Here is a 24197-nt window from a genome sequence, read left to right as displayed (position 1 = left end):
ACGGGGTCAGAACTTCGCGCTGATGGAAGCAGCGAAAGTCGTTCCAATGTCGTAATTGTTGATCCGGGCGCGGCCGCTGGCGTAATCCTGGACTTCGATGCGGCCGCGTCCGAAGATGTTGCGCGCCTCGAACTTCAGCTCGATCGGCGGCCAGCCTTCGTTCTCCCAACCTTGCCGCGCGACGATGTCGACGTTGAGGCCCGGCCTTTCGACGATGTCGGGATCGAGCACCCCGCCCGTATTGGCACCGCGAGAAGTCACCCGGTCGCTGGCGTATGTAAGCAGAAGGGTGAGCTGCTCCAGGCGGTCCATGTTCTCGATCCCGAACTGGAGGTTCGCCAGGTGATCCGACTGTCCGGTGAGCGGGCTGCCATCGGTAAATACCTGGCTTGCCGGGGCGATCACCGGGCTGTCGATGTTACCGGGGAACAGCACCGTTTCGTCATCCGGCCCGACCTTCAGGCTCGACTGGCTCCAGGTGTAGTTGGCCGAGAGCGCGATGCGATAGGGTGTCAGCCCCTCGCCCAGCGCCTCGAGGCCGATATATTTCACCACTTCGGCCTCGATGCCGTAGAGATCGGCCTTCGGCGCGTTGGCATTGGTGATCTGGAGGCCGCCCGAGGCGTCGATCGTCGCGATCGTCTCGATCGGGTCGCTGAGCGACTTGTAGAACCCCGCGAGCGACAGGCGCTCGCCGCGACCCGGATACCATTCGACGCGCGCTTCAGCGTTCCACAGCTCGCTGTCGGTCAGGAACGGATTGCCCGCCAGAAGACGGTCCGACTCTACATCGAGGACGGGGATTGTGCCGAGTTCGCGGAACTGAGGCCGGGCAATGGTCTTCGAGCCATGCAGGCGGAACTGGAAGTCCTCGGCGAAATTCCACGTCGCGGTCGCGGCGGGGAGCCAATAGTCGTTGTCTTTGGCGATCACCGCGGGTGTTCCGGCGCCGACCGGGTTGTTGCCGTAAAGGTCGGGCAGCGTCAGGAGCTGCTCGGCGGTCTCGTAGCGCACGCCCGCCTCAAGCCGCAGGCCCTGCGCCAATTCGATGTCGGCGCGCACGTATCCGCCATGGACGGTGAGGTCGCCGCGGTATTCGGCTTGGCCGAAAGCGCGGTTGACCTGACGCAGCGAGATGTCCTCGAACGCGATGAGCTCGGGCGTCAGCAACTGGTAGATCGGCAGGTACGACTGCCCCGTTCCGGCGATCGGCGAAGCGCCGTCGTCGTAAACGAAGTTGAGGCTCTGGAACGTGCGCGCGGTGTCGCTGTAGGCGTAGCCGATCGACAGCTTGCCGTTGATCCAGTCCGACAGGTCGTACGCGAGGTCGGCGCCCGCTGCCCAGACATCCTCGTCGAGCGCGCTGAAGATGACGCCGGTCGGCGCCCCCAGCCGGACAGCATAGCCGCCGGTAGAGGGGACGTAGCGGTACTGCGTCGACCGTTCATAGGGCGAGTCGCGATCCGATTTGGAATAGCTGCCGCGCAGGTCGAACTCGACCTTGCCGAACTCGAACTCGCCCACTGCTTGCGATGTTAACAGTTGGCGGCGGACGAAGCTGCTCTCGTAGTTGAGTGAATCGTAAGGCCCGGTGAGCCGGTCCTCGTCGAGATCCTCGAACGGGGTCTGGACCTGCTCGAACGATCCCCGCACCCGGGCGACTTTCGAGGTATCGTTGATGTAAACGTTGGTGAGCCGCAGCTTGTGGCCCTGCGGCAGGTCGAGCCCGAGCGAGAGCAAGGCACTGCCTTGGATCTTGTTTTCGGTACGGACACCGTAGCTGCTGTTGATCAGCGAGCCCGCGGTCGCGGTTTCCTGGGTCGCGCCGCGCGTGCGCCAGCCGTTGGAGAAGCTCAGCGATGCCAGCGCGCCGAACCGGGTGTCTCCGAAATCGGTTCCGTAGCCGGCGGACATCGAAGCGCTGAAGTTGGCTGGAATGTCGCGATTGCGCTGGAGGATGAGTGTGTCCTCGTTCTCGAGCACGCCGGCATCGACCAGCGCGCCCTCGTTGTCGCGCAGCGCCGGCGGCAAGTCCCTCGTGCCGTCGTCGAAGCCGAACACGTCGCGCTTGCTGCCGTAGTAGGTGTAGCCGAGTTTGGCGGTGGTTTCGCTGTCTCCGCTGATGCCGACGCCCGCGGTGAGGTAGTTCTCGTCCGGCAAGGCGGCGGTGGTGAGGTTGATCACGCCGCCGCCGTATTCGCCGGGGTAGTTTACCGAGTAGCTCTTCTGGACGACAGCGCTGGAAACGATGCTGGTCGGGAAGATGTCGAGCGGTACCACTCGGCGAAGCGGCTCGGGCGAGGGAAGCGCAAGGCCGTTCAAAAGCGCCAGCGAATAGCGGTCGCCGAGACCGCGAACGTAAACGAAGCCGGCGGTATTGACGGACAGGCCGGTCACCCGCTGCAGCGCGCCGGAGATGTCCCCATCGCCCGTGCGCGCTATTTCCGCCGAGGACAGGACGCTGACGACTTGCGCCGTGTTCCGCACAGGTTCGGGAATGAAGCGCCCGGTAACCACGATTTCCGCGCCTTCGGACCCGGGGGCCGAGACTTCGACTTCCTCTTCGATATCCTCGGCCTGATCGGCCGGAGTCTGCGCCTCGTCGACGGGTGGTTCAGCCACGTCCGGACCCGCCGGCGGCATGGGCTGCGGTTCCACCTGAGCCAGCGCCGGTGTAGCGGCAAGGCCCGTTCCCGCGAGGAGAAGGGCAGCGATTAGGCGCGAGCGGCGCATTGGGTGTCCCCCGGATTGAATGTGCGGGGCGATGGCGTCCAAGCGCCATCACCCAGGTTGTCGCAAGTCGATCAGAAGACGCGGACGTCGATGCAGGCGAGGCCGCCGCGAAGGTCCGCCACGTCCGAGTTGCATGTCCAGTCGCGGGTCCACACGTCGGCCGGTCCGCTGAAGGCGCCGATGTAATTCACCTGCTGCAGGAAGCTGGCGATCGACCCCAGGCTTGTGGCCGCCACCACGGCGGTCTCGTTCGCGCCGTTAGCGACGCGGCCGACGGTGGAGCCGGTGAGGAACTGCAGCGTGTTCGTGAAGGCCCGGTTGACGTTCGAGTTCGCCGCATTGCTGAGCGCCGTCTCCTCGAACGTGTCCGAATCCGGGTCGATCAGCACGTCGCAATCGAACACCACCGAAAGGAACCGCGGGGGGCCGCGATCGGGGGTCCCGTTGTAAGCACCGGCCGCCTGGACCGTCTCGGCGTTATCGACGTCGAGACAGCCGTTGGTGCCGGCCGAGCGGGCGACGATAATGCCGTTGACGAAGTCGACGTCGGCACCGCCGCGCAGGCGGATAGCCGGCTCATTCGGTGAGTTCTGCAGCAGCGTGAAGTTGGCCAGCTTGAGATATTGGCGCGGCGCGGCGTCATTGGCCGCTGAGCTGTCGATCTCGAGCATCGTCTGGGCGCCCGCGGCGTCGCCCACCGTGCCGCCGGCGCGGCGCGCGGCGAACACGAACTGAACCGAGCCGATGTAGCCGTTGTCGGTATCGAGTGAATCGTCGGCAATGCCGGTCAGGATCAGGTGATCCATGTTCTGGGTGCCGCCGAACGACTCGATGCCGTCGTCGAGGCTGTTGTGGATCTGCAGGTACGACATCGTCGTTCCCGATCCGACGCCGCCGGTGGTGATCCCCTGGATCTCGCTGCCGCCGGAGCCGACGCCCGTGAAGTTGACCTGGACGTAGCGCAGTATGCCCGAGTTATCGTTGGCGATGTTGCCGCCAAACAGCGTGTCGACCGAGACGCCCTCGGCCTTGCGCCAGCACCCGGCCGAACCACCGACCGTCGAGGGGGAAACCGAAGGGTCGCAGTCGGAGACCGGCGCGCGACCGTTGATGATGAGGCCGCCCCACAAGTTGTCGGTTCGTTCGGTTATCCCGGACCCGGTCAGGTTGGCGAGGGCGGTAAAGATGATCGGCTGCGCGGCTGTCCCGTCGGCATTGAGCCGCGAGCCCCGATTGACGATCAGATTCGATTCGCGGGTGGCCGCGAATACGGTGACGCCGGGGAGGATGTTCAGCGTGGCGGCGGCACCGCCAGCGAGGTCGATGTCGCGACCCACATCGGTGCGGCCATTGAGGGAGTACATGATCCCGTCGGCGCGCCGGCCGCTCAACGTGACCGTGCCGGCGATGGCGTTGGGAACGACGCAGTTGCGGATCGTGCCGCGGTTGTTTTGCAGCGCCACGGTGCCGCCGTCGGTGGTGCCCGGCGTGCAGGTGGCGGCGGCGGTGACGGATCCGCCGGGGGTGCCGGTCGGGGTCGGGGTTGGGGTCGGCGCGGGGTTGACGATAATCGGCCCACCCGGTGCCACGACGTCGTCGGCACCGCACGCGCCGAGTGCGAGCGCGCTGCATCCGGCAAGAACCAGAGCCTGGAACTGTTTCACGATCTATACCCCTCATGAGCCTGCGATCATGCGGCACATCGGCCGCCGCGACTCGCGGAGTAGGGGTCTCCCGTGACAGTTTGTTTGCAAAATTGCCGCGAAAAATACGTGACTTAAACAATACGAAAGTGCGACGAATGTGACATCGGGCACGGCTTCAATGTTACAATTGAATGACACTATTTCATTTTTGTTGCAGTCGAGCAGGCCGAACGGCAGTTTCCTCTCCAACAAAGTCGTGGGAGAGTTTTCATGTCCGCCATTCTCGCCGTCGCAGGGCTGCTGGTAACCGCCGCCCCCACTCCGCCGATTCAGGCCGTCGACGCCGCTTACGAAGAGGTCGCCTCACACCGCGATGCCGATGCGATCGCCCGCCTCGAGGGTGAGGGCGCTGCCTTGCATCCGGCCCAGTTGATCAACCTCGGCATTGCCCATGCTCGCAGGGGAGACGTGGAGCGCGCTCGTGCGCTGTTCCACAAGGCGGCCAACGCCGAGGAAATCTACTCGCTCGAGACCGCCAGTGGTGCGTGGACCAATTCGCGCTTGCTCGCCCTCCGGGCGCTTGCCTCGCTCGATAACGGCACCATCGGCGGGGCTACCCGCACCGCGATGCGCTGATTCCCGCGCGGCGTCCCGCAACTGAAGCGATGGCCGCCGATGGGCCGCCGTTTCGCGGAAGTGCCAAGCGCCGCGTGCTACTGCCTCCCTTCGCACCAAGCATTTCCGGATGATAATCGCTCGACCGAACGTTTTCGCGTCGATTTGAAGCCCTTCATTCGCATCCGTTCGATCCGTCAGGTCCGGCGGCAGTCCGGGTTATAGAGATAACCCAGACCGCGGACGGTGCGGATGCAGTCGGGCTTTTCCGGGATGGGCTCGATCTTGCGCCGGATCCGGGCGATGCGGATGTCAATCGAGCGGTCGAACGGCTCCATGTCCTTCGCATGCGCCAGTTCGAGCAGCTGGTCGCGGCTGAGAACACGGTTGGGACGCTCGGCGAAGGTCTTCAGCAGCTCGAACTCCATCGAGGTCAACGGCACCTCGCTCCCGTCAGGCTCGAACAGCTTGCCCGACGCAAGGTTCAGGCGGCAGCGGCCCATCTGCACCTCGCGGCCCAAGGTGGCCGGGGCCTCCCCTCCCTGGCTCGCCCGCCGCATGACCGCGCGGACCCGCGCGAGCAGCTCGCGCAGGTTAAACGGCTTGGTGACATAATCGTCGGCCCCGATCTCGAGACCGACCACCCGGTCGACATCGTCGCTGCGGGCGGTCAACATGATGATCCCGGCATTGCCTTGCGCGCGGATTTCCCTCGCGAGAGTGAGCCCGTCGTCGCCTGGCATCGTGATGTCGAGCAGCGCCAGGTCCACTGCGCGCGTGGCCATCAGCTCGCGCATTTCGTCCGCGCTGCCGGCCTCGGATACCGAGAACCCGTTGCGAACAAGGTATTCGGCGACCGTGGAGCGCACCTCCCGGTCGTCATCCACCACCGCGATATGCGCGGTCTCCGCCATCAGGCGTCCTCACGCGGCATGAGAGCGGCAATCAGATAGTGGATGCCAGTGCGGGTGAAGGGCTTCTCCAGCACCGGCCTCTCGCTCGTGCGCAGAAAATCGGCCATGTCGCTGCCAAGCGTGTCTCCGGTGACGAACCCGAGCCGCTTGAGCAGCTGCGGCCGCCTCTCGCGGAGGCGCGTGTACATCTCCGGACCGCTCATGCCCGGCATGCGGAGATCGGAAACGATCATGTCGAAATCGGTCGTGTCGATTTTCGTCAACGCGGCCGCTCCGTCGCAAACGGTTGTCACTTCGAACCCCTCGCGTTCGAGCAACTCGGCGAGCGTTTCCGAAACGTCCGCCTCGTCGTCGACAACGAGCACACGGCCGCGGCCCTCACGCGGAGCGGCCGAAGATGCGTGGCGGGATTCGGGCATGGGAAAGCGCATCGGCCCCGCCGGCAGCTCGATGCGGAAGTGCGCGCCATGGCCCGTCGGCTGCAGGGTCAGGCGCCCTCCGTGCGCTTCGACTATGCCGCGTGAAAAGGCGAGGCCGATACCGGTTCCGGCCCCTTCTGGCTTGGTGGTGAAGAAGGGATCGAAAATCCTCGAGCGCAGGTCGGCCGGAACACCGGGTCCCGTGTCCAGCAAATCGATCAGTACCGATCCGCTCTGAGTCACCGCGGTCTGGATACGCAGGATCTTTTCGAACCGTTCTCCCCTGACCATCGCCTGTTGCGCGTTGACGATCAGGTTAGCGAAGACCTGGTGGAGCTGGTCTCGGTCGCCCTCGACCGCCGGCAGATTGCTGGCGAGGGTTATGCGGACCGAGATGCCCGCCGTGCGTAACGAGTAGTCGGTAAGTTCGAGAGCGGAGGATATCAGTTCGTTGATATCGACCACGCCCAACTGGGGTGCCTGCTGGCGCGCCATTGCGAGAAAGCTCTGCACGATCTTGGCGCAACGCTCGGCGGCCGTCGCGATCTTGCGCGCCCGCTCGGCGAACTGTGTTCCGGCTGCGTCTTCCTCCAGCATCTCGGTCTGACCGATCACCGCCGCGAGGGGGTTGTTGAGCTCGTGACTGACGCCAGCCAGCAGCGAGCCTAGCGCCGCCAGCTTCTCCGACTGGTGAAGGGCATCTCGCGAAGTGGCGAGATCTTCCTGCGCTCTCTTGCGTTCGGTGATCTCGAGCATGACCCCGTGGACCATCCGGTGTCCATCCGGAGCGATTGCCTCAGCACCGAGAGCGTAGAACCAGCGGATGCCGCCGCCTTCGTCAACGAGGCGGTATTCGTGCTCAATCCTCTCTTCAGGAAAGCCGGTACGATACGGGGTGGAAAAAGTAAGCCAGTCGTCGGGATGAAGGCGCTTCTTGAGCGAATGATAGTCGATGGGGTCATCCAGGCCATAACCGAAGCACTTGCGAGCGCGCGATGAGAACCAGATCTCAAGGGTTTCGGTGTCGTAGGTCCAGGTACCGAGCTTGCCCCCTTCCAGGGCCAGTTCCAGCCGATCTCGCGCGTGCTCCAGCTCTGCCTCGGCCCGCTTGCGCTCGGTTATGTCGAGGAGGATGCCGTGGGCGGTTCGTCTGCCGTCGGGCTGATCGACGCCGGCGCCCAGAGCGAGCAGCCAGCGAACTTCACCATCCGGCATGATAATCCGGTACTCGGTTTCCACCTGCCGGTCGGGGAAGCCCTCGAAGTAGGGTGCGGAGAGGCGCGGCCAATCCTCGGGGTGGATACGCTCGCGCACGCGCCGGAAATCCACCTCCGAGCCGGCGGGTAGCCCGTACAACTGCTTGGCAAATTCCGAGTAACGCAGTTCACCCGAACCGGCGTCGAACGTCCACGTCCCGAGCTTGGCGGCACGCACGGCGAATTCCAGTTGACGGCGCGTATCCTCCAGCTGTTGGCGCTGGCTGAAGTCGTGCAAAGGTCGCAGGTGGGCGCCGAAGAGCCGGCGCTCTCCTTCAAGCTCCGTGATGGTCACCTCGACCGGAAGCAGCGATCCATCCGATTTGAGCGCGTCGGTTTCGACCCTGCCACCCACATAGACCGGGTCACCGCCGGCAACGTAACGGGCCAGCCCGGTGCGATGCCTGTCGCGCAGGGCTTCCGGCACTATGAGGTCGGCAATCTGCGCTCCGATCGCCTGCTCGCGCGAGTAGCCCAGGAGTCGCTCGGAAGCGGGGTTGAACTCCTCGATCGTCCCACTCTCGTCTATGACGATGATGCAATCGAGCGATGAGCGGATGACCGCCGCTTCGACCGACACGGACTCGCTCTTCCCCATTTTCCCCGCTCCGGTGCGACCCGAAACGCCAGGCGCATACTAGCTCGGCCACGCGCTGTGACAATTGAAACACTTTAGCACGCTGCGCGAAATACGGCGGATACATGCCAGGTCGAAAAGGCCTCCATCGCCGCAATCGAGCGGCAGCAAGAATGGAGACCTCAAATGAACGACAGCAACACGGTCCGCTTTCGTGGTTTCGCGCTGCTTGCGATCGCCGCTTTCTGCAGCAGCGTCGTGATCAGCGGCGGCATCGCGATCTTCGAACTGCAGGGCGCGCTCATCGTCTGACCGGCCCTGGCCAATCACTCAGGAGGGAAAAAGAATGTACCAGAAATTCGACTTCGGACACATCCTCGCATCGTCGGCCCGTGCGGCCTGGCAGATCGAGGATGTGCTCCCCGCCGAGGCGGCGCTGGACTTCAAGCGCCGCTTCCTCCCGGAAAACCTTGCTCGCACCGGTGGGCTGGAAATCCTCGACGAGCGCGAGCAACGCATCCTCAACCAGATCCGCGGGCATGAATACCTGACCATATTCGGGCTGGTCGAGGAGTTCATCCTCCCCTTCGTGCTTGATCATGCGCGTCCGCAGCTCAGCGGCGATGACGAGCGGGTTCGCGCCCTGCTCAACTTCGCCGGCGAGGAAGCCAAGCACATCCACCTCTTCAAGCTGTTCCATGCTCGCTTCACCGAGGCCTTCGGCACGCCTTGTGAGGTGATCGGTCCGCCGGAAGCGATTGCGGCAGAGGTGCTGCGGCACGATCCGCTCGCAGTGGCGATGATCATCCTCCACGTCGAATGGATGACGCAGCGGCACTACGTCGACAGCGTCCGCGACGATGGCGATCTCGATCCGCTATTTAAAAGCCTGCTCAAGCATCACTGGATGGAGGAGGCGCAGCATGCCCGGCTCGACCAGCTGATGGTCGAGGCACTCGCCGAAGGGCGCGACGAGGAGGGTATCCAGAGGGCAATCGACGAGTACCTCGAGATCGGCGGGTTCCTCGACGATGGGCTGAAGGCTCAAACCGGCTTCAACCTCGACGCTTTCGAGCGTGCCACGGGGCGTCACCTGACCGAGGACGAACGGGCCGCCCTGACCGAGCAACAGCACCAGGCGCTGCGCTGGACCTATCTCGGCTCCGGCATGACGCATCCCAAATTCGTCGCCAGCCTCGAGGCGATCTCGCCCGTGGCCGCGCGCCGGATCGCCGACGTCGCCCCACTTTTCTGCTGACGCGGCGTGATTTCTCTGAAGCAACGCCAGATTTTCAAGGAGTATCAATCATGTTGGACAAGACCACCCGCCCCGCCGTTAACGACTTTGATCTCGAAGCTCTCGATGAAACCGTAGCCGCCATCGAGCAGGATCCAGGCTGTGGCCGCGTCGAGTTCGCGGTCAAGACCGAGTGGACCGGACAGACCCGTTCGGAAACAACCGTCGAGGGCTATACGATCGGCGGCGAACGCGTTGACCGCCGCTTCAAAATCATCGCGGACGAGCCTTGCGAGTTGCTCGGCAGCAATAGCGCGCCCAATCCCCAGGAGCTGCTAATGAGCGCGGTCAATGCGTGCATGATGGTCGGCTATGTGGCGCAAGCCTCGGTGCGCGGCATCAAGCTCGAATCCTGCCGTATCGAGACGCAGGGCGAGCTCGACCTGCGCGGCTTTCTCGGCCTCGATGAAACCATTCCGCCCGGATACCGCCGCATCACTTACCGCGTGTTCATCGAGGGCGATGGCACTCGTGAGCAGTTCGAGGAAATCCACGCCGCGGTTCAGGCCACCTCGCCCAACTACTTCAATATGGCGCAACCCATCCAGATGTGCGGCACGCTCGTCTGAATTGTTTGCGTCGTGTGCGGCGCCGGTCGACTCAGTCCCCCCTGCCCGGCCGGCGTCGCACGCTTCTTCTTGCCACTTCCTCCAGAACCAAGTGCAATGAGCCAATATCGCAATGCCCTGCCTCAACTCGACGGCGACCTGTACCTGACCGACGCCGGGCTCGAGACCGACCTCATATTCAACCACGGCATCGAGATCCGCGAGTTTGCCGCTCATACGCTGCTCCCCGACCCGCGTGGCCGGGCGGCCGTAGAGCGGTACTTCGAGGCCTTCCTCGCGCTCGCGCGGCAGATCGACACCGGTTACATCCTCGATACCGTCACGTGGAAAGCGCACCGCCACTGGGAGCGCGATCTCGGCGAGACCCCGCAGCAGCTCAAGGCCGCCAACGAGGCGTCGGTGGCACTGGCCGCGAGGCTGCGCGACGTTGCTGGCAATACCAAGCCGCTCGTCCTCAACGCCGTGATCGGCCCTTGCGGCGATGCCTATCGCCCGGCGCAACGGATTTCGGCGGACCAGGCCGAACGGTATTATGCCGAGCAGCTAGGCTGGCTCGCTGAGACGCCGATCGACATGGTCACAGGGCTCACATTCAGTCAGGCGAGCGAAGCCACCGGGTTGGTCCGCGCCGCGGGCTCTGCCGGCCTTCCCGTAGTGATCTCGTTTACCGTGGAAACGGACGGCAGACTGCCCGACGGTCAGCCTCTCGGCGAAGCCATCCAATCGGTCGACGACGAGACGAGCAAGACGGCCGCCTACTTCATGGTCAACTGCGCACACCCCGATCATTTCGCTGGCGCTCTCGCGGGCGGATGGGCGCGGCGCGTACGCGGGATAAGGGCCAACGCATCGCGGCGGAGCCACGCCGAGCTCGACGAGGCGGCCGACCTCGACGCCGGCGACCCGGACGAGCTGGGTACGCTTTACGCCGAACTACGCCGCCGCCTGCCATGGCTCAACGTATTCGGCGCGTGTTGCGGCGGCGACCTGCGCCACGTGGAGTGCATCGCCCGCTCGATCGGCGGCAGCGCCACTCAGGCCGCCGCCTAAGGCCAGCCATTTTCAGGAGAAGTCCCATGCTGGATTCAATCTCGACCGCCAGCCGCACGCTGGTCACGCCTGCGGGGGTACAGCTCGAATACGAAACCTACGGCTCAGGGCCCCCGCTGGTGCTGGTCCACGGCGCGCTCAGCGATCACCGCACCAATTGGATGCACGTAAAGCCGATGTTGGCAGAGCGCTTTACCGTGTTCGCCATCGCCCGTCGGGGCCGGGGACGGACAGACGCCACTCACGGCCATGCGTTGGCCGATGAGGTAGTGGACGTCATGGCTCTGATCCGGGAGATCGGCCCTCCGGTGTACCTCCTCGGACATTCCTACGGTGCCCACGTCGCTCTGGGCGTGGCGACGGCGACGCCGCGCTCGGTGGCCAGGCTCGTGCTCTATGAGCCTCCCCGGCTCGGACTCATGGAGCCGAAACACCGCGCCGCGCTGGCCGAGCTCGGCGCTCGCGAGGAGTGGGACGCGCTCGCGTGGACATTCTTCAGCGAAGTGCTCGAGGTACCGCTTGCAGATCTCGCATCCTACCGGGCTAGCGACGACTGGGCCGGCGTGCTGGCGGATGCGCCGGCTACGCTGGAAGATCTGACGGCGTTGCCGCGCCACAGCTTCGATCTTGCGAGCTGCGCCGAATTGACCATGCCCGTGCTGCTTCAGTCCGGCTCGGAAAGCCCGCCGCACCTGTGGTTGACGAACGCTCTGGCCCGGCATCTGCCGGCGTGCAGCTTGGACGTGCTCCAAGGCCAGGCCCACGAAGGCATGACGACCGCGCCCGAGCAGTACGCCAAATCGGTCATCCGATTTCTCGAAACTCCCGCGAGCTGAACCACTGCAGGAGCCAAAAGTTGCCTGCGGTCACGCTAGCATCCTGATTGCGTGCTCGATCTCGACATGTGCACGGGGCAGCGCTTGCCCAGACCATCGACCGTTGTCAGCCTATTGACTGCGGATGCATAAACCCTCAACAGTGATGGCCTCGATCCACGCCTTCACGAGGGACGCAATGCGCGATTCAAGCACACCTTTCGCTCTCCCGGAACGCCCACCAGTCACCCGGATCCGCCAGGTTCGCACCGCGGACCTGTTGCGGCCGAGCGGTCCGCGCACCCAGTCGCTAAGCGGCTTCGAGGACGATTTCGTCGATATCGTCGATTACATCATCCGCATCACCCATCAGATCTGGGTCGATCGAGGCGTTGGGCGGATTTACGACACCTACGACGCCAACTGCGTGGTCTATTCCGCGCTCGGGACCATCCGCTCCGTCGAGGACGTCGTCGCCAATACGCTGCACAGCATCGCGGGCACTGGCGACGGGGAATCGCACCATCTCAACGTTGCGTGGAGCGGCGACGAGGAAGAAGGTTTCTACACCTCGCACCTGGGCTTTGCCTATTCGACTAATACCGGGGCCACCGCGTTCGGTCCCGCGACAGGGCGACGCACGGGGCGCTTTTTCGTGGCCGATTGCATCACCAGGGACAACCGCATCCACACCGAGTGGCTGATGCGCGACAACGGCGCGGCAGTGCGCCAGATGGGCTTCGACCTGCACGAGGTGGCGCGGCGGATGGCCGACGCGCCCGCAATGGAGCAGCCGACGCTCTCTGTGCCGGGGCGGCTCAACGGGCAGGCGGCGCCGGAACCTTACATGGGGCCTACCGACACCGTGCACGGCTGGGTCGAGCACCACTTCGACTTGTGGAACATGCGCCGCTTCGATCACTTGGCGATGCACTACGCCCCGGGGGTGATCGCCCACTGGTGCGGAGGCCGGACGGCGCAAGGGCTGCGCAACGTCACCGCATTGATACTGCACCTCCTTGCCAGCATGCCGACCAGCACGATCCGGGCCGAGCACGTCAGCTGGTCGGAGGAGACCGATGGGGTAATCGTGGCGGTGCGCTGGACGCTCGAAGGCTGGACCCGCCAGGGCGGCATGCTCGGCGATGTGCCGCCCGGGCGGCCTGCCTCGATCATGGGATCGACCCACTTCCGCTTCCGCGATGGGATGATCGTCGAGGAATGGACGATCTTCGATGAGGTCGGGACCCTGGTGCAAATCTATCGCGCCTGAAGCGGGTTCTCCGGGGTTCCAATGAAGCGCTTCATTGACGTCCGCGGCGCGGCGATCGCGTATCTGCTGGCACTGCAGTTCTTCTACGCCTGGGCATGGAGCAGCAGCGATGTGCTGCGGCCGCTGTTCCGGCGCCTGTACGGTCTGTCGCTGGGCGAAGCGGGTGCGGCGTACTCCGCCCAGGTTGCCGGCGCGTTCGTCGGCGCGGTCCTCATTGGTCAGGTCCGCCACCGGTTCGGACGCCGCCCCACCCTCGCATTGATCGGCTGCGGTTGCGGCATCACCCTTGCCGCCGGTGGACTAGTGACCGACCTCGCTGGCTTGATCGCCCAGCGGCTGGCACTCGGATTGTTCATGGGCGCGGTGTTCCCTGTGACCATCGGCATCCTTGTCGACCTGTTTCCCCCAGGCCAGCGGGGACGCCTGGCCAGCTTTGTCGACGCAACCTACTTCTCGGCCGTCATCGTGCTGGGGTGGGCCACCGCACTGTGGATCGAGATCGACTGGCGGCTGCTATTCTGGCCGGCGGGCGGGCTCATGATCCTCATCGGGCTTGGCGCGCTTCGGCTGCCCCTTTCCGATCACGCAGACGACCGCCCGGATCGGGCCCCGCGTGCCCGAGACCTGTTCGCGCCCGGGCTCCGCCGGCGGACGCTGGCGCTCACTGCGCTGGTATCGGCCAATGCCTGCGGTCACCAGGCCTTCGTCGGCTGGCTGACAGTTTACCTGGTCGAGGTGAACGGGGTGTCGAGCGAAGGCGTCGCGGCGACGCTAACCGCGCAATACAGCGGAAGCGTGATCGGCTGCTTCGCCTGGGGGATCGTGATCGACAAGGCGGGCCGGCGGGCGGGCGCCATCGGTCTGATCGCTGCCGGGGTATTCACGACCCTTTTTGTGCTGGCGCCCGATCCGCTGTTCATCAAGCAGGCGGCGGTGTTCGGGTTCGGCTTCGGGTTTGGCGCGGTAGCCACACTTGGGCCTTGGCTGGCCGAGCTCTATCCGCCTGCGTTGCGCGAGCCCGCGACTTCGATCTTTCAGTGGGGCCGGGCGCTCAGCCTAGCCGCCCCGCCCACCACGGGCGTGCTGGCCGAGGCGATCGGGCTGTCAGCGGTGATGGGGCTGGCGGCCGCGGCGTTCGTCACCTCGGGCCTCATCTGGCGGGCATTGCCCGAGACCCATCAGAGCGCCTGGCGCAGCACGGTGCCCCAGCCGAACCGGTGGGCCCGATAAGGCCGCGGATCGATGTGCGGGGTCTCGCCGCACAGCAGCTCGGCCGCCAGGCGCCCGCTCGCCGGGCCTCCGATCATGCCGTCATGACCGTGGCCCGCGACTATCGCGACGCGCGGCGCGCCGGGCAGCAGCCCGATCGCGGGCACGCTATCGGGCAAGGCCGGGCGGCTTCCCATCCACGACTGTTTATCGGTGACCCTCAGCCCGGGGAACAGCCGCTCGGCGCGCACCCACAGTGCTTCTGCACGGGCGTAATTCGGAGGGGCGTCGGCATCGGCAATTTCCACCGTCCCGCCTAGCCGCAGACCCCGCTCCATCGGGGTGATCGCGAAACCGCCCTCGCGGTAGATCATCGGTATCTTGAGATCGTACGAGGCATTGACGAGCTGAAGGTGGTAGCCTCGTTCGGCCACCAGCGGGATTTTGAGCCCCAGCGGCCGCACGAGTTCAGGGCTGCGGGCCCCCGCAGCTACGACCACCTGGCCCATCTCGTGCCGGTGACCATCGTCGCACCAGACGGTGCAGCCGTCTTCGTGAGGCACGAGGCGATCGACCTTACGCTGGATCAGCCGGCCGCCCTGCCCCAGTACGCGCTCGCCCAGCGCAGCGCACAGCGCGCCGGGATCGGGCGTATGCGCATTGCCCGGAAAGAACACGGCGCGGCGCGCATGCGCGGCAATGCCGGGCACCCGCTCCTCGATCTCCGCCCGGCCAAGCTCCTCGCACACAATCCCGAGTTCCGCGCGCAGCTCAGCACCGAGCCGCTCTGCTACGGTCGGCTCTTCGCCCTGGAGGATGGTGATCCCGCCCCGCTCGTGGATATGTCGCGGATAGGCTTCGCCGAGCAAGGCGGCGTATTCGCGCAAGGTGTTGCGATGCAGCCCGCGCAAGGCATCCACCCCGCGTCGCACAGCGGGCGGGCGACTCGCAACCAGCCACTGGGCCAGGAACGGCAGCGAGGCGAACGCATCGGCCGGCCGGACCGCGAGCGGCGCAAGCGGATCGAGCAGCCAGCGAGGCACCTTGCGGATCATTCCCGGCATCGCGACGGGGAGATGCGCATCGGGATTGATCAGGCCACCGCTGCCCCATGAGCAGCCGAGCCCGATGCCCAGCGGATCGAACAGCGTCACGCCGCGTCCACGAGCCTGCAAATTGAGCGCGGTCGCCAATCCCACGATCCCCGCGCCGATTACCGCGACGTCGGTTTCGTTCGAATCCTTCACCCGCTCACCCCTTCGTCAAACCAATGCCTAGGCTAGTGCATTCGGATGCACTTGGCTATGTCGCGCAAACCCAGCCATCGGGAGAGCCGCCTTGCCGCACCCTGCCGCAGCCGTCGCCGCGATGCCCGCCAGCGGCATCCGCACCATCACCAACCTGGCGCTGGCAATGCCCGATGCCATCCGGCTCGAGATCGGCGAGCCCAACTTCGCGACCCCGTCGCACATCGTCGAGGCCGCGCACCGCGCCGCGCGCGACGGGTTCACGCGCTACACCCACACCCAAGGGCTTCTCCCGCTTCGCGAGGCTTGGTGCGAGCGTCTCGCGCGGGTGAACGGCTGCGTGACGTCGCCCGATCGCACCATCGTGACCGCAGGTGCGGTCGCCGGGCTCCACGCGGCCTTCGCCGCGGTCCTCGCGCCAGGCGATGAGATCCTGATCCCCGATCCGGGCTGGCCCAACTGGGGCATGATCGCCGCACTGATTGGCGCGCGAACGGTCGGCTATCCTTGTCTCGCAAGTCGCGGCTGGCAGCCGGACTTGGATCAACTCCAAGCGCTGGTCACGCCGCGGACCCGCGCGATCCTGGTGAACTCCCCCGGCAATCCCACCGGCGCGGTGCTTGGCCTCGCGGCGCTCGAAGCCGTCGCTGCCTTCGCCGAACGGCACGACCTGTGGCTGATCTCCGACGAATGCTACGACGCCATCGTCTTCGACGGCGAGCACCTCAGCACCGCGGCGGTCGCATCAGCCGAGCGCACGATCACCATCGTCAGCTGTTCGAAGACGTACGCCATGACGGGATGGCGGATGGGCTGCGTCGCCGCGCCGGAGCGACTGATTCCGGCAATTGCGAAGGTGCAGCAAGCCACGCAAGCGAGCGTCTGCGCGGTGGCGCAGAAGGCGGCCGAAGCCGCGTTGACTGGCCCCCAGGACTGCGTGGCCGTGATGCGCGCGTTCTATCGCGCCCGGCGAGACCAGGCGGTGGGGCTGCTCGCCGCCTTGGGCCGGCCGATCGCTTCCCCCAAAGGCGCTTTCTACGCGATGGTCGACCTGTCCGACGCGGTGCAGGACGATACCGCGTTCGCCCACGATCTGTTGACGACACATGGGGTTGCCGTCGCGCCAGGCAGCGCCTTCGGCCCGGCCGGTTCCGGCAGCGTGCGCATCGCGCTGTGCGTCGGGCCGGATGCACTCGCAAGTGGCCTTCCGCTGGTGGTCGAGGCGGCGAACTCCGCGGCTCAGGCCCCCTCCCCCGGGCGCAACGGGCAGTGAGCCGCCAACCCGAAGCGGTCGACGTGCTCGCCCGCTGAACCGCTCAGCACCGCCTTGGCGACATACTCGCCCAGCACGGGCCCGAACTTGAACGCGTGGCCCGATCCTCCCCCGGCGATAAGAATCCTGTCTGCTTCCGGGTGGCGGTCGATGATGAAATCCTCGCTTGCAGTGTTCTCGAGCTGGCTGACGTAGGTCGACACCACCGGCTGCCCCACCAGCCCCGGCAGCCGCGCGCACACGTAAGCCTCAGCGCCCTCCAGCGCGAGACGAGACGGCACACGCTCGGTCTCGTCTGGGTCCATATCGATTCCCCTCATCGGTGGGGCGATCTTGACCCCGTTGCCCAGGTCGGCCGAAGTCCAGCCGAGCGCGTCGACCAGGTTGGGGCACCGCTCCCACCCATAGCGCATGTCCCCTGGCGGAGGCGCGACGAACACCAGTTCCCGCCGGGGCGTGCGGATTAGCGGTCCGAGCAGGCCGGGCAGCAGGGTGCCGAGCCAAGGTCCGCAGGCAAGCACAATCGTCCCGCAGTGCAGCTCCTGTCCGTCGACCTCGATGCTCGTGCGAACCCCCTCCCCGGTCAATCGGGCCTGTCCGTGGACAACCAATCCCCCGCGGGAGAGGAAAGCGCGCTGCACCGTCTGGAGCCCGTTGGCCGCGGCCAGCACTCCGGACTCCGGTTCGTAAAACACGTATTGGTCGGCCGGGCTGATCTGAGGCCAGCGTTGCACCACTTCGTCCGGCCCCAGCTGCTCGAAAGGCGCGCCGACCTCGGCGAACAGTCTCGCCTGGTCTGCCAGTTCCTCAGTCGTCCCGGCGCGAATGCTGCCGGACGGATAGACGAGGCGCTCACCGAATTCCGCCTCTCGCTCATGCCAGCGGACCCATGCTTGCCGCGCCCAGCGGGTGTAGAACGCGTTGCCGGCATAGGCCGCGCGAATGTTGCGCGACTCTCCGCCGCTCGACGAGTGATCGTTGCCGGCGCCGAGCATGTCGACGAGTGTGACGCGCAATCCCGCTTCGGCGAGGTGCAAAGCGGTCCACGACCCGAAGGCGCCCGCACCGATAACCGCGACATCCAACGCCCTCTCCTCAAGCCAAACTGCTCTCGCCATTCACCGTATGAGAGATGAGTGCGCAGTCAAGCGGGTACGCAACCACGCGAATAGAAGCGAGTTCCTGCCGCGGAGAGAGAGTAATTTATGTCCTGTAATTCGCCCGGGAGCAGCACAATCCTGTCGCGCTAGCTCCGGGTCAGGCATTGTACTGCTCACGCACTCTTGACTTCGGCTGCAAGATGATGGCATTCCGATGACAGAGGAAACCAGGGAAGGGGCCATCATGAGCAGAAGTCGTTTGAACGCGGTGTGGCGCGCGACGCCGGTCATCGCGCCGATGTTGGTCGCGGCGGCCGGGCTCGGCGCCTATAGCCCGGCGTATGCGCAAGAAGCGCCTACGGACGCCGCCCGGGAAGCTCTCCTGCCGGGCGAGATCGTCGTCACCGCCCAGCGCCGCGAGGAATCGCTTTCCGATGTGCCAATTTCGATCGTAGCCATCGGCAACGAGGAACTGACCAACCGGAACGTCACCGATGCCTCGCGACTCGAGCAGGTCGCGCCCGGGCTGCAACTCGGCCGTTCCGGCACTGACGTCCGCCCGGCGATTCGCGGTACCTACACCGAGCAGATCCAGGGCAACTCCGATCCTCGGGTTGGGTTCTATATCGATGAAATCTATCAGTCGCGCACCTCACAGCTGAGCGTACCGTTTGTCGATCTCGCCCGCGTCGAGGTCCAGAAGGGCCCGCAGGGCACGCTGTATGGCCGCAACAGCTTCGGTGGCAACATCGCTCTGATCACCAACGTGCCGGATGACGACCGCGTCGAAGGGGGTGTTGACCTACTCTATGGCGATTATGATCGCTTACTTGCCAGCGCCTTCGTCAACCTGCCGATCGCAGATGGGCTGGCGGCCCGTTTCGCGGGCGCGATCGAGCGCCGCGACCCGTATATCATCAGTGTCACCAATCCTGCCGCCAGCTATGACGATTTGAACCAGCAGTACATTCGCGGTGCCTTGCGCTGGGCGCCTCCCGGGATGGACAACGGCCTCGAGATCATCCTGCGCGGCTCCTACTGGCATCAGGACGATGCCGGCGCGAATACCTTCAACTCGAAAGCGATCGGCGTGCTGGTTGATCCGTCGCTGATCACGCAGCCGGGCGGAACGCTCAACATCGGTGGGGGGACCTTCACTCTTCCCCAAGGGTTCAATGGCCGCTCATTCGCGACCGGTCAGTTCTTCCCCTACAACGCTTTCCGCGACGGCATCCCGGATATCAACGGTGCCGACATTGGGATCATGATCCCTGGGCCGTACCTCGCGCTGAACGACGAGCCCAACTTCAATCGAGTCAATTCCAAGCAGTTCTCCGCAACCGTCAATGTGGACCTGTCCGACTGGTTGGCCTTCCGCTCGATCACCGGCTACGTCGATTTTAAAGCTGTTCGCGGCGGCGACAACGATGGCACCCCGGCCCCGTTCGGCGTTGCCTACTTTATCACCGAGAACAAGGCATTCAGCCAGGAACTCCAGCTGCTGTCAAACGACAAGGCCAGCCCCCTGCAATACACGTTCGGCGCGTACTATCTGCACGACCGGGTGCCGGACGGGTTCCTGTCGGCGCGCCCCAATCGCCAGTACGGAACGGCCTTCGCCCTGGCGAATGGTCTGACGCCACTCTATTTCGGCAGCAACTTCACGTTGCTTCCCAGCACAGCGCCGTTTTCCAACGCCTTCTTCGGCCCCGGTAGCGATGCGTGGAACCCACTGTCGTACTTGGACACCAAGTCCTATGCGGGCTACGGCCAAGTTTCCTACACGTTCGCCGAAAAGCTGACCGTTACCGGTGGGCTGCGTTACACTGTTGACGACAAGAACTTCTATTCGGCGCTCGGCAATGCGGGCGCTCCGGCAGGATCTTTCCTCGCCTATGAGCCGGATTTATCCTTCAACCGCGAATGCAATGGCTTCACACCCGCGAACACCACCACTGGCGGTGTCGTTTCGAACGCACTGGTCACCCGTTGCGGGCAGAAGACCTTCAAGTTCTTCACCTATCGCGCGGCAGTCGACTACAAGCCGAATGACGACATGCTCCTTTACGCCAGCTACTCTACCGGCAGGCGTTCGGGTGGCTTCTCCTACAGCGTCATTCCCGGAACGGCCGACAACTCGCTACCATTCGTGGACACCGAAGGGGTCGAGGCCTGGGAAGCGGGCCTGAAGGCCTCGCTGTTCGACCGGCGGGTGCAGGTGAACCTCGCAGCATTCTACAACAAGTATAGCAACCTACAGGTCCAGCGCAGCTTCCCCAATCCGGCCCAAGCCAACAGCGTGATTACCGTCGGCGGCAACGGCGGAACCGGCGACGCACCGGGCATTGACCTCGAACTCACCGCCCAGCCCTTCGAGCGACTGCGCTTGAATGTCGCGGCGAACTACCTGCGCGCCCGGGTTGATCCATTCCCCGCTCCTACGTTCAGCAACGGCATCTGCGACATTGTCGCGCCGGGCGGCACGTGCACTACTCGCCCCGAAGTCCGCTATGGCTTTGGCGGCGGGATTACGCCCAACCCCGTGAGCAATCCCGAATTGTTCGTGCCGGTGCTTGGGGCCAACGGTCAGCAACTGTTCGTAAACGGCATCCCGCAGTTCGAGACGCTTGGCACAGGGAAGCGCGATCGCGTCCAGAACCAGTCCGATTTCACGCTGCGTGCGGGGATTGCCTACGACATCGACCTTGGCGGGATGGGCACCCTCACCCCCGAGGTGCAAACCTACTACAACGACGGTTATCTGCTCTCGCCACTGCTGGTGAACTTCGAGCAGGAATCCTACACCAAGACCGATCTCTACCTGACCTGGCGGAGCGAGGAGGAAGATCTGTCGCTCCAGGCCTTTGTCCAAAACCTCGAGAACGAGGCGGTGATCGGCCGCGTCACCACGGGCAGCGGCGGTGCCTTCAGCGGCACCTATCAGCCGCCGCGGACCTGGGGCCTGCGCCTGAGCTACCGCCACTGACCACAGGCTACCCTCCGCCGGCCGCGCGCCGGCGGAGGCGGCTTGATTTTGCCGAGTAGCGAAAGGGCCCGCGGACCGCGCCATGCGCCTGTTTTTCGATCCGCAGGAATTGATGCACGCTCCGCTTGCCGAGTTGCATAACGGCGGCTTCGCCGATTACCGCGAACATCCTGGGCGGGTCCACAGCGTGCTCGCCTCGATCGGCCAAACCGAGTCGCCGCCCGACTTTGGACTCGCTCCCCTGACGGCGGTTCACACCCCTCCATACCTGGAATTTCTGCAGTCCGCCCATGCGGAGTGGCTAGCGGCGGGGCGGACCGGCGACGCACTGCCGTACGTTTGGCCCGTACGCCGGCGCCGCGACCTGCGGCTCGAGCGGATCGATGCGCGGCTCGGTCGCTTCAGTTTCGATGCGACCACGCCGGTGACGGCCGATACCTGGTCGTCTGCCTATGCCGGAGCCCAAGCCGCCTTGGGGGCGACGCACGCCGTGCTGGACGGCGCAAACGCGTCCTTCGCCCTGTGCCGTCCGCCCGGCCATCATGCCGGCGCCGACTACATGGGGGGCTATTGCTATCTCAACGGCGCCGCCATCGCCGCCCAAGCGGCCCGCGATTCTGGCCGGGACCGGGTCGCCATTCTCGACATCGATTACCACCACGGCAACGGCACACAAGATATCTTCTGGGATCGCGGCGACGTCCTTTATGCCTCGCTTCATGCCGACCCCGCGACCGATTACCCCTTCTACTGGGGCCATGCGGACGAGCGCGGCGAGGGCGAAGGCGCGGGGGCAACGCTCAACCTTCCCCTGCCTTGGGGAACCGGGGTGTATGATTACCGAAACGCCCTCGCCGCGGCGCTGCGGGCCATAGAGAACTTCGCGCCCGCGCTCATCGTCGTCAGTTTTGGTGCCGATACGTTCGCGGGCGATCCGATCTGCAGCTTCGAGCTCGCCACGCAGGACTACGTCGCAGTCGCCGCCGACATCGCGCGCTGCGGCATTCCAGCCATCATCCTCCTCGAGGGCGGCTACGCCACCGAGGAGCTTGGAGCCAACGTCGCCAGCTTCTTGCAAGGATTCGAACAGGGCACCGAGTCAGCGGAAGCATCGGCATGAGCGAGTGGACATTGATGGCGAGTGGTCTCGGCTTCCCCGAAGGACCGATCGCCTGCGAGGATGGCAGCGTCCTGGTGGTGGAGATCGAGGCGGGCGCGATAACTCGCGTCTCCGCCGACGGCACGGTGAAGCGGGTGGTGCAAACCGGCGGTGGCCCCAATGGCATGGCCGTTGGTCCTGACGGGATGCTGTACCTCTGCAACAACGGCGGCTGCCTGTGGCGCGAGTGGAATGGCATGCGCCTGCCGCACGGCACGCCAGACATCTACCAGGGCGGCTCGATCCAGCGGGTCGATCTTGCGTCCGGCCGGGTGGAAACGCTCTACACCCACGCCGGAGACGTTCCTTTAAAGGGTCCCAACGACATCGTGTTCGACGAGCAGGGTGGGTTCTGGTTCACCGACAATGGGAAGGGGACCGCGCGCCAGAAGAGCGTGACCGGTGTGTTCTACGCAGCCACCGACGGCAGCAGCTGCCGCGAAGTCATTTTCCCGCTCGACGGCCCGAACGGCGTCGGCATCTCGCCCGACGGCCGCACTCTCTATGTCAGCGAGACCCCACCCGCGCGCCTGTGGGCCTACGAGATCGTCGCACCGGGCGAGGTCGCGCTCACCCCGGGCCTGCGGGGAATGAGCGGGCGCCTCATCTACTCGACCACTGGCATCGCCGCCTACGATAGCCTTGCGGTGGAAGAAGGCGGCAACATCTGCGTCGCTACGATCGGTTACGCGGGCATCACCGTGGTCTCGCCCGACGGGAGGCTGGTCGAGCACGTTCCGACGGACGACCCGTTCACGACCAACATCGCCTTCGGCGGCCCTGACATGGGAACCGCCTATGTCACACTCGGCGGAACGGGCCGGCTCGTCAGTCGCCCCTGGTCGCGCCCCGGTCTGCGGCTGGCTCACGAGAGATGAGCCTGCTTAGTCCCCTGTCCCGCCGGACATTCAACGCCGGCGGAGCGGCTGGATTGATTACGCTTGCGATACCGGTCGCTGCAAGCCTGCCCTCCCTCAGAAAGGAACCCACAATGTCGGCCCACGCCCGAAACAAGCGCCTGCTAGCGGATTTCCTCGCCGGGATGGGGTCGGGCGACATCCGCCGGGATCTGGACAAGCACTGCCACGCCGATTGCCGGTTTGAGATTTTTCACCCGTTCAACACCATCGACGGGCTGGACGCTGTTGCCGAGAAGTTCTTTGCCCCACTCCGCGCCTCCTTCCCCAACCTCGAGTACCGGCAAGCCTTCTACTTGGGCGGCGAATACGAAGGCCGCGAGATGGTCAGTACTTGGGGGCACGTTCACGGCACCTTCGACGCCCCGTGGCTTGGTATTCCGCCGACCAATAGCCTGGCCTTCCTATCGTTCGGCCTCAACGCCATCGTCCGTGACGGCAAAATGAGCAAAGTCTACATCCTGCTCGATATCGTCGATGTGATGCGACAGGCCGGATATTATCCGTTCCGCGACTCCCCCGGGACCATGGAGCGCTGGCCGTTCCCGCCTGCCGACACTGGAGCGACCGCGCTCAGCCACGACGCGGAACTCGGCGCGGAATCCTTGCGGATCATTCGCGAGATGCAGACTGGACTGCTCAAGCCCGACGAGATCAAGGCGCAAGTCAGCCGCCATAGCCCTCACTGGCATGAGAACATGAACTGGTACGGCCCAGCCGGCATCGGCTCGATGCGGGGGAGGCGCAGCTACGGCAACTTCCACGGGTCGCTGTTCCTGCAAGCGTTTCCCGACCGTGGCGGGTTCCCCCGCGAGGAGGGCGGCCCCCAGGACGCGCCAGGCCACTACATTCGCGTGGGGGATGGACGCTATGCCGTGACTGCGGGTTACCCGTCGCTGCGCGGCACGCACACCGGTCCGGAATGGCTCGGTTTGCCTCCCACGGGGCGCAAGATCGAGCTGAGGGTGGCCGATTGGTACAGGCTCGACAACGACGGCAAGATTTATGACAACTGGGTGATGATGGATATCCCGCACATCGTGCACCAGATGGGCATGGATATCTTCCACGATCTCGAACACTTCGTCGACCGCGCCAAGCCCCGCCAACGCTTGGCGCAGTAGCTGACGGCCCCGCCGACG

Annotated in this window: 19 protein-coding genes; 13 read left to right on the top strand and 6 right to left on the bottom strand. The window is 65.1% G+C overall.

All coding sequences use genetic code 11. The features are described 5' to 3' along the window. Positions 1–6: 6 nt before the first annotated feature. Together ACWPM1_RS12340 and ACWPM1_RS12335 are read right to left on the bottom strand one after the other, a co-directional pair. Positions 7–2622 (bottom strand): TonB-dependent receptor domain-containing protein, encoded by a 2616-nt coding sequence (locus tag ACWPM1_RS12340; RefSeq protein WP_455695208.1) that lies wholly within the window; start codon positions 2620–2622, stop codon positions 7–9. Positions 2623–2804: 182 nt separating this feature from the next. Further along, positions 2805–4397, bottom strand: a complete 1593-nt coding sequence (locus ACWPM1_RS12335) for a hypothetical protein (protein WP_455695207.1) — start codon at positions 4395–4397, stop codon at positions 2805–2807. A gap of 252 nt (positions 4398–4649) precedes the next feature. Here ACWPM1_RS12335 and ACWPM1_RS12330 point away from each other — a divergent pair, with 252 nt between their 5' ends. After that, positions 4650–5015, top strand: coding sequence for a hypothetical protein (locus ACWPM1_RS12330; protein ID WP_455695206.1), 366 nt, complete (start codon positions 4650–4652; stop codon positions 5013–5015). Between the two features lie 176 nt (positions 5016–5191). Here ACWPM1_RS12330 and ACWPM1_RS12325 read toward each other — a convergent pair whose 3' ends face one another. Then, positions 5192–5908, bottom strand: a complete 717-nt coding sequence (locus ACWPM1_RS12325) for a response regulator (RefSeq protein ID WP_455695205.1) — start codon at positions 5906–5908, stop codon at positions 5192–5194. Further along, the gene (locus ACWPM1_RS12320) at positions 5908–8181 is read right to left on the bottom strand and encodes a hybrid sensor histidine kinase/response regulator (RefSeq protein WP_455695204.1); all 2274 of its coding nucleotides are present in this window, start codon (positions 8179–8181) and stop codon (positions 5908–5910) included. Before ACWPM1_RS12320 ends, ACWPM1_RS12325 begins: the two co-directional genes overlap by 1 nt. A 165-nt stretch (positions 8182–8346) precedes the next feature. Here ACWPM1_RS12320 and ACWPM1_RS12315 point away from each other — a divergent pair, with 165 nt between their 5' ends. The 7 genes from ACWPM1_RS12315 to ACWPM1_RS12285 all read left to right on the top strand — a co-directional run bounded on the left by ACWPM1_RS12315 (position 8347) and on the right by ACWPM1_RS12285 (position 14394). Beyond that, positions 8347–8472 (top strand): hypothetical protein, encoded by a 126-nt coding sequence (locus tag ACWPM1_RS12315; RefSeq protein WP_455695203.1) that lies wholly within the window; start codon positions 8347–8349, stop codon positions 8470–8472. Positions 8473–8506: 34 nt separating this feature from the next. Next, positions 8507–9418, top strand: a complete 912-nt coding sequence (locus tag ACWPM1_RS12310; protein ID WP_455695202.1) for a diiron oxygenase — start codon at positions 8507–8509, stop codon at positions 9416–9418. A 50-nt stretch (positions 9419–9468) separates the two neighbouring features. Further along, positions 9469–10026 carry an OsmC family protein gene (locus tag ACWPM1_RS12305; RefSeq protein WP_455695201.1) on the top strand — a complete coding sequence of 186 codons (558 nt, stop codon included), beginning with the start codon at positions 9469–9471 and terminating at the stop codon, positions 10024–10026. Positions 10027–10122: 96 nt separating this feature from the next. Then, positions 10123–11076, top strand: a complete 954-nt coding sequence (locus ACWPM1_RS12300) for a homocysteine S-methyltransferase family protein (RefSeq protein WP_455695200.1) — start codon at positions 10123–10125, stop codon at positions 11074–11076. A gap of 26 nt (positions 11077–11102) precedes the next feature. Then, positions 11103–11912 (top strand): alpha/beta fold hydrolase, encoded by an 810-nt coding sequence (locus ACWPM1_RS12295; RefSeq protein WP_455695199.1) that lies wholly within the window; start codon positions 11103–11105, stop codon positions 11910–11912. A 124-nt stretch (positions 11913–12036) separates the two neighbouring features. Beyond that, positions 12037–13164, top strand: a complete 1128-nt coding sequence (locus ACWPM1_RS12290) for an ester cyclase (RefSeq protein WP_455695198.1) — start codon at positions 12037–12039, stop codon at positions 13162–13164. A gap of 21 nt (positions 13165–13185) precedes the next feature. Continuing rightward, a complete protein-coding gene (locus tag ACWPM1_RS12285) occupies positions 13186–14394 on the top strand; it encodes an MFS transporter (RefSeq protein ID WP_455695197.1) in 1209 nt (402 codons plus the stop codon). Here the strand turns inward: ACWPM1_RS12285 and ACWPM1_RS12280 are convergent. Then, positions 14343–15620, bottom strand: coding sequence for an NAD(P)/FAD-dependent oxidoreductase (locus ACWPM1_RS12280; RefSeq protein ID WP_455695196.1), 1278 nt, complete (start codon positions 15618–15620; stop codon positions 14343–14345). The genes ACWPM1_RS12285 and ACWPM1_RS12280 overlap by 52 nt on opposite strands. Before the next feature lie 91 nt (positions 15621–15711). Between ACWPM1_RS12280 and ACWPM1_RS12275 the strand changes: the two genes are divergently transcribed. Next, positions 15712–16893, top strand: a complete 1182-nt coding sequence (locus tag ACWPM1_RS12275) for a pyridoxal phosphate-dependent aminotransferase (protein WP_455695195.1) — start codon at positions 15712–15714, stop codon at positions 16891–16893. Here the strand turns inward: ACWPM1_RS12275 and ACWPM1_RS12270 are convergent. Next, positions 16860–17978: an NAD(P)/FAD-dependent oxidoreductase gene (locus ACWPM1_RS12270; protein WP_455695194.1), complete on the bottom strand. Its 1119-nt coding sequence runs from the start codon at positions 17976–17978 to the stop codon at positions 16860–16862. The two genes, ACWPM1_RS12275 and ACWPM1_RS12270, sit on opposite strands and share 34 nt — an antisense overlap. 259 nt (positions 17979–18237) lie before the next feature. On the opposite strand from ACWPM1_RS12270, the gene ACWPM1_RS12265 reads away from it, so the two are divergent. The 4 genes from ACWPM1_RS12265 (at position 18238) to ACWPM1_RS12250 (ending at position 24179) form a co-directional block, all read left to right on the top strand. Further along, positions 18238–20979 carry a TonB-dependent receptor gene (locus ACWPM1_RS12265; RefSeq protein ID WP_455695193.1) on the top strand — a complete coding sequence of 914 codons (2742 nt, stop codon included), beginning with the start codon at positions 18238–18240 and terminating at the stop codon, positions 20977–20979. An 82-nt stretch (positions 20980–21061) separates the two neighbouring features. Continuing rightward, a complete protein-coding gene (locus ACWPM1_RS12260) occupies positions 21062–22099 on the top strand; it encodes a histone deacetylase family protein (RefSeq protein ID WP_455695192.1) in 1038 nt (345 codons plus the stop codon). Beyond that, positions 22096–23016: an SMP-30/gluconolactonase/LRE family protein gene (locus ACWPM1_RS12255; protein ID WP_455695191.1), complete on the top strand. Its 921-nt coding sequence runs from the start codon at positions 22096–22098 to the stop codon at positions 23014–23016. Before ACWPM1_RS12260 ends, ACWPM1_RS12255 begins: the two co-directional genes overlap by 4 nt. A gap of 113 nt (positions 23017–23129) precedes the next feature. Beyond that, positions 23130–24179, top strand: coding sequence for an ester cyclase (locus ACWPM1_RS12250; RefSeq protein WP_455695190.1), 1050 nt, complete (start codon positions 23130–23132; stop codon positions 24177–24179). Positions 24180–24197 lie beyond the last annotated feature (18 nt).

It is taken from the genome of Tsuneonella sp. HG249 (genome assembly GCF_053819205.1).
Note: the sequence above shows the minus strand (reverse complement) of the source record. Positions and strands in the feature narration are given on the sequence as shown.

Bases quoted from the DNA above. Each gene is read 5' to 3' on its own strand.
- ACWPM1_RS12260 (WP_455695192.1), top strand. From the start codon at position 21,062: ATGCGCCTGTTTTTCGATCCGCAGGAATTGATGCACGCTCCGCTTGCC.
- ACWPM1_RS12315 (WP_455695203.1), top strand. From the start codon at position 8,347: ATGAACGACAGCAACACGGTCCGCTTTCGTGGTTTCGCGCTGCTTGCG.
- ACWPM1_RS12300 (WP_455695200.1), top strand. From the start codon at position 10,123: ATGAGCCAATATCGCAATGCCCTGCCTCAACTCGACGGCGACCTGTAC.
- ACWPM1_RS12310 (WP_455695202.1), top strand. From the start codon at position 8,507: ATGTACCAGAAATTCGACTTCGGACACATCCTCGCATCGTCGGCCCGT.
- ACWPM1_RS12305 (WP_455695201.1), top strand. From the start codon at position 9,469: ATGTTGGACAAGACCACCCGCCCCGCCGTTAACGACTTTGATCTCGAA.
- ACWPM1_RS12290 (WP_455695198.1), top strand. From the start codon at position 12,037: ATGCATAAACCCTCAACAGTGATGGCCTCGATCCACGCCTTCACGAGG.
- ACWPM1_RS12285 (WP_455695197.1), top strand. From the start codon at position 13,186: ATGAAGCGCTTCATTGACGTCCGCGGCGCGGCGATCGCGTATCTGCTG.
- ACWPM1_RS12250 (WP_455695190.1), top strand. From the start codon at position 23,130: ATGTCGGCCCACGCCCGAAACAAGCGCCTGCTAGCGGATTTCCTCGCC.
- ACWPM1_RS12320 (WP_455695204.1), bottom strand. From the start codon at position 8,181: ATGGGGAAGAGCGAGTCCGTGTCGGTCGAAGCGGCGGTCATCCGCTCA.
- ACWPM1_RS12330 (WP_455695206.1), top strand. From the start codon at position 4,650: ATGTCCGCCATTCTCGCCGTCGCAGGGCTGCTGGTAACCGCCGCCCCC.
- ACWPM1_RS12255 (WP_455695191.1), top strand. From the start codon at position 22,096: ATGAGCGAGTGGACATTGATGGCGAGTGGTCTCGGCTTCCCCGAAGGA.
- ACWPM1_RS12265 (WP_455695193.1), top strand. From the start codon at position 18,238: ATGAGCAGAAGTCGTTTGAACGCGGTGTGGCGCGCGACGCCGGTCATC.
- ACWPM1_RS12295 (WP_455695199.1), top strand. From the start codon at position 11,103: ATGCTGGATTCAATCTCGACCGCCAGCCGCACGCTGGTCACGCCTGCG.
- ACWPM1_RS12325 (WP_455695205.1), bottom strand. From the start codon at position 5,908: ATGGCGGAGACCGCGCATATCGCGGTGGTGGATGACGACCGGGAGGTG.